Below are 8,680 nucleotides of genomic sequence, written 5' to 3' on the forward strand. Positions count from 1 at the left end.
ACCGGCCGGGCGGCGCGGCGAGCGGTGCCGACTACCAGCCGCGCTCGGCGAGGCGGTGCGGCTCGGGGACGTCCTCGACGTTGATGCCGACCATGGCCTCGCCCAGGCCGCGGGAGACCTTGGCGATCACGTCCGGGTCGTCGTGGAAGGTGGTGGCCTTGACGATCGCCTCAGCGCGCTGGGCCGGGTTGCCGGACTTGAAGATGCCGGAGCCGACGAACACGCCCTCGGCGCCGAGCTGCATCATCATCGCGGCGTCGGCCGGGGTGGCGATGCCGCCCGCGGTGAACAGCACGACCGGCAGCTTCCCGGCCCGGGCCACCTCGCGGACCAGCTCGAACGGCGCCTGCAGCTCCTTGGCCGCGACGTAGAGCTCGTCCTCGGCCAGGTTCTGCAGCCTGCGCAGCTCGCCGCGGATCTTGCGCATGTGGGTGGTGGCGTTGGAGACGTCGCCGGTGCCCGCCTCGCCCTTGGAGCGGATCATGGCCGCGCCCTCGGTGATCCGGCGCAGGGCCTCGCCCAGGTTGGTGGCGCCGCAGACGAAGGGCACGGTGAACTGCCACTTGTCGATGTGGTTGGCGTAGTCGGCCGGGGTGAGGACCTCGGACTCGTCGATGTAGTCCACGCCGAGCGCCTGGAGCACCCGGGCCTCGACGAAGTGGCCGATCCGGGCCTTGGCCATCACCGGGATGGAGACGGCCTCGATGATGCCGTCGATCAGGTCCGGGTCGCTCATCCGGGCCACGCCGCCCTGGGCGCGGATGTCGGCGGGCACGCGCTCGAGGGCCATCACGGCCACCGCGCCCGCGTCCTCGGCGATCTTGGCCTGCTCGGCGTCGACCACGTCCATGATCACGCCACCCTTGAGCATCTCGGCCATCCCGCGCTTGACGCGCGTGGTGCCGGTCTCCGGGGTGGTGCTGGCGGTCTGTGCGTCGGACACGGGTTGCGACCTTTCGGATCAGGGTGGCGGCGGCGGAGAGGCCGCTGACCACAGCTTACGTTCCAGGTGGCCCGGTGAACGTGGCCAATCTCGGGGTATCTCGCCAGGCCACTTCGGGCTCGGGGTTGTCGCCCGACCGATTCGGGTGTGAGATCGGACACACGACTGCCGATGGGTGGCCCCGGCGGCTTCCCGGACGGATGGGAGGTGGGCGCCATGGGGTCCAAGCACTCCGGGAACGGTCAAGCCGGGCCCGAGGTGGCGGTGCTCGACCCGGCGCGGGTGCGCAACGTCGTGCTGGTCGGGCCGTCCGGGGCGGGCAAGACGACGCTAGCGGAGGCGCTGCTGGCCGCGACCGGTGTGCTCAGCCGGGCAGGGTCGGTCACCGAGGGGACCACGGTTTGCGACCACGACCCGGCGGCGGTGCGCCAGCAGCGCTCGGTCGGCCTGTCGGTGGCACCGCTGCCGCACGACGGGATGAAGATCAACCTCATCGACACCCCCGGCTACGCCGACTTCGTCGGTGAGCTGCGCGCCGGACTGCGCGCCGCCGACGCCGCGCTGTTCGTGGTGTGCGCCGCCGACGGGGTCGACGCGAGCACGACGGCGCTGTGGGCCGAGTGCGCCGCGGTCGGCATGCCGCGCGCGGTGGTGATCGCCCGGCTCGACCACCCGAGAGCGGACTTCGCGACCGAGTTGGCCGCGTGCCAGGAGGCGTTCGGTGGCAACGTCCTGCCGTTGTACCTGCCCGTGCCGCGCGGGCTCCTCGGCTTGATCACGCAGCGCTTGTTCGATCACTCGACCGGGCATCCCCCGGTCGTGACATCCCCCGGTGCCGAGGACTTGGCCGTGATCGCCGCGGCGCGGGCCGAGCTCGTGGAGGGGATCATCGCGGAGAGCGAGGACGAGTCGCTCATGGAGCGCTACCTCGCGGGCGAGCCCATCGACCAGGAGACCGTCATCGCCGACCTGGAGACGGCGGTGGCGCGCGGGTCGTTCCACCCGGTCTTCCCGGTCTGCGCGCACACCGGGCTGGGGTTGGCGGAGCTGCTGGAGGCGCTGGCGCGGGCGTTCCCGTCGCCGCTGGAGCACTCGGTCCCGGCGGTGACCGACCCGCAGGGCAGGCCCCGCCCGGCGATCACCGCCGACCCGAACGGCCCCTTGGCCGCCGAGGTGGTCCGCACCGCGGTGGACTCCTACGTCGGGCGAGTTTCACTCGTTCGGGTGTTCTCCGGGACCCTGCGGCCGGAACGGGCGGTGCACGTGTCCGGGCACGGCCTGGCCGACCGCGGCCACGAGGACCACGACACCGACGAGCGGGTCGCGCACGTGTACTCGCCACTGGGCTCGACGCTGCGCGAGGTGCCGTACTGCGTCGCGGGCGACCTGTGCGCGCTGACGAAGGTGGGCTCGGCGGAGACCGGTGACACGGTGTCGGCACCGGAGGACCCGATCCTGATGGAACCGTGGGCGATGCCCGAGCCGCTGCTGCCGGTCGCGGTCACCGCGAAGACCCGCAGCGACGAGGACGCGTTGGCCCGCAACCTGTCCCGGCTCGTCGCGGGCGACCCGACGCTGCGGCTGGAGCGCAACGCCGAGACCCGCCAACTGGTCCTGTGGTGCATGGGCGAGGCGCACGCCGACGTGGTCCTCGACCGCCTGCGCGCGGGCGGCGCCGAGGTCGACACCGAACCGGTCCGGGTGGCGCTGCGGGAGACCTTCGCCGGGCGGGCCAGGGGGCACGGGCGGCACGTCAAGCAGTCCGGCGGCCACGGCCAATACGCGGTGTGCGACATCGAGGTCGAGCCCCTGCCCACCGGCGCGGGCTTCGAGTTCGTCGACCGGGTGGTGGGCGGGTCGGTGCCGCACCAGTTCATCGGCAGCGTGGAGAAGGGTGTGCGGGCCCAGGTGGAGCGCGGCCTGGGTGGGCACCCGGTGGTGGACATCCGGGTGACGCTGGTCGACGGCAAGTCGCACAGCGTGGACTCCTCGGACACGGCCTTCCAGACGGCGGGCTCGCTGGCGCTGAAGGACGCGGCGGCGAAGACCCGGATCTCCCTGCTGGAACCGGTGGACGCGGTGTGCGTCCGGCTGCGGGACGAGCACCTGGGTGCGGTGCTGGGAGACCTGTCGGGGCGCCGGGGCCGGGTCCTGGGGACCACGGCGGCAGCTGCCGGGTACACAGAGCTGCACGCGGAAATCCCCGCCGCGGCGTTGTTGCGATATGCGATTGACCTGCGGTCGTTGACGTCTGGGTCTGGGAGCTTCACCCGTGCGTTCGCCCGGTTCGACCCGCTGCCGGAGTCGTTGGCTGCTCGGTTTGGTTGAGGTGTTTTTGGTTGCCGCTCTTTGGTTGCCGTCTTCGTTGCCCGAGTTAAAGGCGTGGGCTCGATCTAGTGAACTCGCTTCGTGTGGGGCCCCTAGAGCACCGCGGTGGTGAAAAAAGGGCGGGTGAAGGGCATTCCCCACCACCGGCAAGTTTAGCGGTGCTCTCCCCCCACACGAAGCAAGTCCACTAGATCGAGCATCCGTAGCGGGACTTGCGTTCCAGCGGGGTGGAGATCCTGTTGCGTTCCAGCGGGGTGGGGATGCTGTTGCGTACCAGCGGGGCGGCCTTGCCGCTGCGGTTGAGTGGGGGGCGGGGCGGGCTGGGCCGAGCTGGCTTGGCTGGGCTGGCTTGGCTGGGCTGGCTTGGCTGGTCGGGCTGGTGCGTCTTCCAGCTTCTGCCTTCTGGCTTTTACCGGCTTTTGGCCCTTGCCAAGGATTGTCGGGGTCTGGCCGCGCCCCTGCATGACGCGACCAGACCCGGCGCTCGGGTCTCAGCGAGGGCACGGACCCGGGAACGCGTTCCGGCGCTCGGGCGCCCTTACGTCGGAACGAGGTACACCATAGAGCGTTCACCCCCACACTTGTCATGGGGTTGGGGAAAAAGTGGCGAGGACCGGGCGCGTGAGGGTGCGCCCGGTCCTCGCGAGAGCCTCCGCGCGGGCGCAGGCATCGCCCGCGTGGAGGTGGGGGTGCCGCCGCCCCTGTCTCGTGGCGCCCCCGAGGGGTCTTGCTTGCTGGCTGGCTGCTAGGCCGTGTAGGGGTTCTTGGCCTTCTTCGCCGAGTACAGGAGCATCGCCTTGACCTTGGGCCAGTACGTGCTGCTCTGGCACGAGTAGGCGGGCAGGAAGCCGGAGCAGCTGCCGCTGGAGCCGCCGATCTCCCAGACGAAGCTGGAGACGCCCAGGTCGTCGTAGACCCAGTCGTCGGTGGCGCCGCCCGCGTTGTACAAGATCTCGCCCGGTTGGCCGTAGCGCCAGCCGGTGCCCGCGATGGTGGCCATCTGGCGGGCGATGGCGCGCAGGCTCGTGTCGTTGCCCGACTTCACCGCGGAGTTGAAGCCCCACGGGAACAGCACCATGTTCGAGTAGCTGTGCATGCTGATGACCATGCCCGTGGTGTCCGCGGGGGCCGGGGCCGAGGTGCCGGTCGCGCGGCGGTCGCGGTAGAGGGAGCGCCACAGGGACTGCAGGGCGCGGACCTCCACCTCCGAGTTGGCGCTGGGGCCGCGGTAGGTCTCCGCGCACGGCTGGGTGCTGCTGCCGGTGCCGTAGCCGGAGCTGGTGTTGCGGTTGAGGTCGATGCCGACCTGGCTGGAGCCGCCGGTGGTGCCGCAGCCCGCGCCGTTGGTGTTGTTGGCGTTCTTGCGCTGCAGGTAGGGGTAGCTGCCGCCGCGCTGGACGATGTCGACGCCGTCGGGGTTGGCGATGGGGACGACCCAGACCTCGGTGCTGTCCAGCAGCGCCGTCACCTCGGCGTCGGTGCCGTAGCCGTCGGTGAGGTGGTCGATCCAGCGGTAGGCGACGTCGCCGGTGGTGATCTCGCGGGCGTGCAGCTGGCCCATGACGAACAGCCGGGGTTTGGGCGCCGAGGTGCTCAGGGCGCAGTCGCCCGCGTTCTTCTTGGTGATGCAGATGGCCTTGAGGTCGTAGCCGCCGGAGCCGCGGCTCTTGCGCCACGAGTCGCCGTAGTCGACCACCGTGGCCAGGGCCGCGTGGTCGCGGGCCACCTGGTCGAGGTGGGCGAACTGGGCGTTGACCGTCCGGTAGCCGCCGTAGTAGGTCTCCTCGGCGACCGCCGCGTCGAGCACCGGCGCCTGGCCGCTGCGCGCGGGTGGGGCCCAGGTGACCGGGTCCAGGGCCTGTTCGACGCGGGCGCGGTGGCCCGCGGCGCGCAGGCGGTCGCCGACGTCGGCCCGGCCCATGACGAACAGGTCGTCGCCCTCGCGCTCCTCGAGCACGTCGAAGCCCGCGCGCAGCAGGTCGTCGGCTCGGGCGGCGCCACCGGGGACTCGGTAGAGGTAGGTCTGCGCGTGGCGGGCGCTGTAGGCGCCCGCCTGCTCGGACACCGGGGCTGCGGACGCCCCGGGGAACGCTCCGGCCAGCATGGCGGCCGTGGCAGCGGCGGCCACGGACATCGCCAGCACGGAGCGGCGGGTGGTCGTCAAACCGTCGCACCTCCTCGCGGATCGGGGTGGCGGACCCGTGGGCAGGGTGGGCCCGGCGCACCCGTGGTCGACAGGACCGGGCGCCGTGGTGCACAGCGCGCGATCGGAACTCACAGAGCGTGCCCTACCGCGACCCCGCCCCACCCATCCCAACAATGCATAGCGGAGACCTATGGCCGCACTGGGAAAATGGGATCAGCGCTGCGAAAACCCGGTCCGAACGGCGCTGATCATCGCCCACGGCGTCCTCTTCGGACAGTCGGATTCTACCACCCGGTCATCTTTTCACCCGATCGTGGGACAACCGGTGGTCGGCGGCCCCGCCGAACTGGGAAGGAAATATTGGTCTAGACCGGTTGTCGGATGTGGTTTAGACCAATTACGATCAGCTCAATTACCACCCTGCGCGCCCCATTGGAGGTGAAGCGTGGTCAGAAAGAGTCTCCCCCTGCTCCTCTTGCTGGCTCTGCTCTCCGGAATCACCGTCGCGGTCTCCATCCCCGCGACATCATCGGCTGCCGGTCAAGAAGACTGTCGCCCCGACGGACTCGCCACGACGCCGAACGTCGCCGTGCCCTACTGCCTCGCCTACGACACCGCGGGCCGGGAGAAGATGGGCGCCGACCACCCGCGCCGGGTCATCGGCTACTTCACCAGCTGGCGCACCGGCAAGAACGGCCAGCCGTCCTACCTGGCCAAGGACATCCCGTGGGACAAGGTCACCCACGTCAACTACGCCTTCGGCCACATCGACGGCCAGGGCAAGCTCTCGGTCGGCGACGACACCGCCGACAACCCCTCCACGGGCATCGAGTGGCCCGGCGTCCCCGGCGCCGAGACCGACCCGGCCTACCCGTACAAGGGCCACTTCAACCAGCTGAACAAGTTCAAGAAGCAGCACCCGAACGTCAAGACGCTGATCTCGGTCGGCGGCTGGGCCGAGACCGGTGGCTACATCGGCGCTGACGGCAAGCGGGTCGCCGACGGCGGCTTCTACGCGCTCACCGACTCCGCGGCGAAGATCTCCGCCTTCGCCGACTCCGCGGTCTCCTTCGTGCGCAAGTACGGCTTCAACGGCGTGGACATCGACTACGAGTACGCGACGTCGATGAACAACTCCGGCAACCCGGACGACTTCTCGATCTCCAACCCGCGGCGCGCCCGGCTGATGGCCGGCTACGTGACGCTGATGAAGACGCTGCGCGAGAAGCTCGACGCGGCCAGCGCGGCGGACAACAAGTACTACCTGCTCAGCGTCGCGGCCCCGTCCTCGGGCTACATGCTGCGCGGCATGGAGAACTACCAGGTCACCCAGTACCTGGACTACGTCAACATGATGACCTACGACCTGCACGGCGCCTGGAACAACTTCGTCGGCCCCAACGCGGCGCTCTACGACGACGGCAAGGACGCCGAGCTGCAGTTCTGGCAGTACTACAGCACCGCGCAGTACGGCGGCCTCGGCTACCTCAACAGCGACTGGGCCTACCACTACTTCCGCGGCGCCATGGGCGCGGGCCGGATCAACCTCGGCATCCCCTACTACACCCGGGGCTGGCAGGGCGTGACCGGCGGTACCAACGGCCTGTGGGGTTCGGCGCCGCTGCCGGACCAGACCAAGTGCCCACCGGGCACCGGCGGCACGGTCGGCTCCAAGGTCAACTGCGGCAACGGCGCGGTCGGCGCGGACAACCTCTGGCACGACCTGGACGTCGGCGGCGGAGAGGTCCCGGCGGGCTCCAACCCGCTCTGGCACGCCAAGAACCTGCAGGACGGCAAGATCGGCAGCTACGCCACCGCCTACGGGCTCGACCCGGTCAACAAGCCGCAGGACCGGGTGACCGGCACCTACGCCCGCAACTACGACTCGACCCTGGTCGCGCCGTGGCTGTGGAACGCCACCAAGAAGGTCTTCCTGTCCACTGAGGACGAGCAGTCCGCGGCGGTCAAGGCCCAGTACGTGGCTGACAAGGGCCTGGGCGGGGTGATGATCTGGGAGCTGGCGGGCGACTACGCCTACGACCAGACCAAGGGCGAGTACTTCATGGGCTCGACGCTGACGAACCTGTTCTACGACAAGTTCAAGGCGGCCGCGCCCTACGGCAACACCAAGGCCAAGATCGCCATGCCCGCCGACTCCCTGGACGTCAAGGTGTCCCTGGGCGGCTTCCCGGTCGGCGACGCGAACTACCCGATCACCCCGAAGGCCAAGATCACCAACTCGTCCACGCAGACCCTGCCGGGCGGCACGGAGATCCAGTTCGACTACGGCACCTCGGCGCCGCCCACCATCGGGCAGCAGTCCGGCTGGGCGCTCTCGGTGGTCTCCACCGGGCACACCGGCACCAACATCGGTGGCCTGAAGGGCGACCTGCACCGGTTCTCCATCAAGCTGCCCGGGTACCAGACGCTCGCGCCGGGCGCGAGCGCCGACGTGCAGCTGTCCTACTACCTGCCGGTGGCGCAGCTGTCGAACATCACGATCACCTTCGGCGGCAAGTCGTACACGGCCACGCAGGAGTACCTGCGCGGCAGCGGCGGCACCACACCGACGTCGACGACGGTCCCGACGAGCAGCTCGACCACCACCACGGTGCCGACCTCGACCACGACCACGCCGACGTCGAGCACCACGACCACCACCACGACAACGACGACCCCGACCACCACGACCAGGCCGCCCACGTGCACCGCGGCGGCCTGGGACGCGGCGAAGGTCTACGCCACCGTCCAGACGGTGTCGTACAACGGTCGCCAGTACAAGAACAAGTGGTGGACCCAGGGCGACCGCCCGGACCTGAGCGGTCAGTGGGGGGTGTGGCAGGACCTCGGCCCCTGCTGAGGTCCACGTGAGACCCCGCGGGACGGCCGCCGGTGTACCCGGCCCGGTGGTCGCCCCGCGGTCCAACCAGGCCGGGCCCGGGACTGCGAAGTCCCGGGCCCGGCCGTTTTCGTGGTGACGCACCCCGGTGACCCCCGGGTGATGCGCGCCCGGCTGGACAGCCGAACACCCGCTGTGCACCCTGGCCCGGAGCCCGGAGCCCGGAGCCCGGAGCCCGGAGCCCGGAGCCCGGAGCCCGGAGCCCGGAGCCCGGAGCCCGGAGCCCGGAGCCCGGAGCCCGCCAGCCCGCCAGCCCGCCAGCCCGCCAGCCCGCCAGCCCGCCAGCCCGCCAGCCCGCCAGCCCGCCAGCCCGCCAGCCCGCCAGCCCGCCAGCCCGCCAGCCCGCCAGCCCGCCAGCCCGCCG

General features: G+C 70.8%; 4 protein-coding genes. 2 read left to right on the plus strand and 2 right to left on the minus strand.

The genetic code is table 11. The features are described 5' to 3' along the window. Positions 1 to 31 precede the first annotated feature (31 nt). On the minus strand, positions 32 to 943 hold the full coding sequence (gene pdxS / locus QSK30_RS32750; RefSeq protein ID WP_285508919.1) for a pyridoxal 5'-phosphate synthase lyase subunit PdxS: 912 nt from the start codon (positions 941 to 943) through the stop codon (positions 32 to 34). 216 nt (positions 944 to 1,159) lie between these two features. On the opposite strand from pdxS, the gene QSK30_RS32755 reads away from it, so the two are divergent. Beyond that, positions 1,160 to 3,271: an elongation factor G-like protein EF-G2 gene (locus QSK30_RS32755; RefSeq protein ID WP_285508921.1), complete on the plus strand. Its 2,112-nt coding sequence runs from the start codon at positions 1,160 to 1,162 to the stop codon at positions 3,269 to 3,271. A 745-nt stretch (positions 3,272 to 4,016) separates the two neighbouring features. Here the strand turns inward: QSK30_RS32755 and QSK30_RS32760 are convergent. Further along, positions 4,017 to 5,435, minus strand: a complete 1,419-nt coding sequence (locus QSK30_RS32760; RefSeq protein ID WP_285508923.1) for a M14 family zinc carboxypeptidase — start codon at positions 5,433 to 5,435, stop codon at positions 4,017 to 4,019. Positions 5,436 to 5,862: 427 nt separating this feature from the next. On the opposite strand from QSK30_RS32760, the gene QSK30_RS32765 reads away from it, so the two are divergent. Then, entirely contained in the window at positions 5,863 to 8,277 is a 2,415-nt protein-coding gene (locus tag QSK30_RS32765) for a chitinase C-terminal domain-containing protein (protein WP_285508925.1), read from the plus strand. Positions 8,278 to 8,680 lie beyond the last annotated feature (403 nt).

The sequence above is a fragment of the Actinokineospora sp. NBRC 105648 genome (assembly GCF_030269645.1).
In the GTDB taxonomy this organism is placed as follows: domain Bacteria; phylum Actinomycetota; class Actinomycetes; order Mycobacteriales; family Pseudonocardiaceae; genus Actinokineospora.

Excerpts from the sequence above, each read along its gene's own strand:
- QSK30_RS32755 (WP_285508921.1), top strand. The coding sequence starts at position 1,160 with ATGGGGTCCAAGCACTCCGGGAACGGTCAAGCCGGGCCCGAGGTGGCG.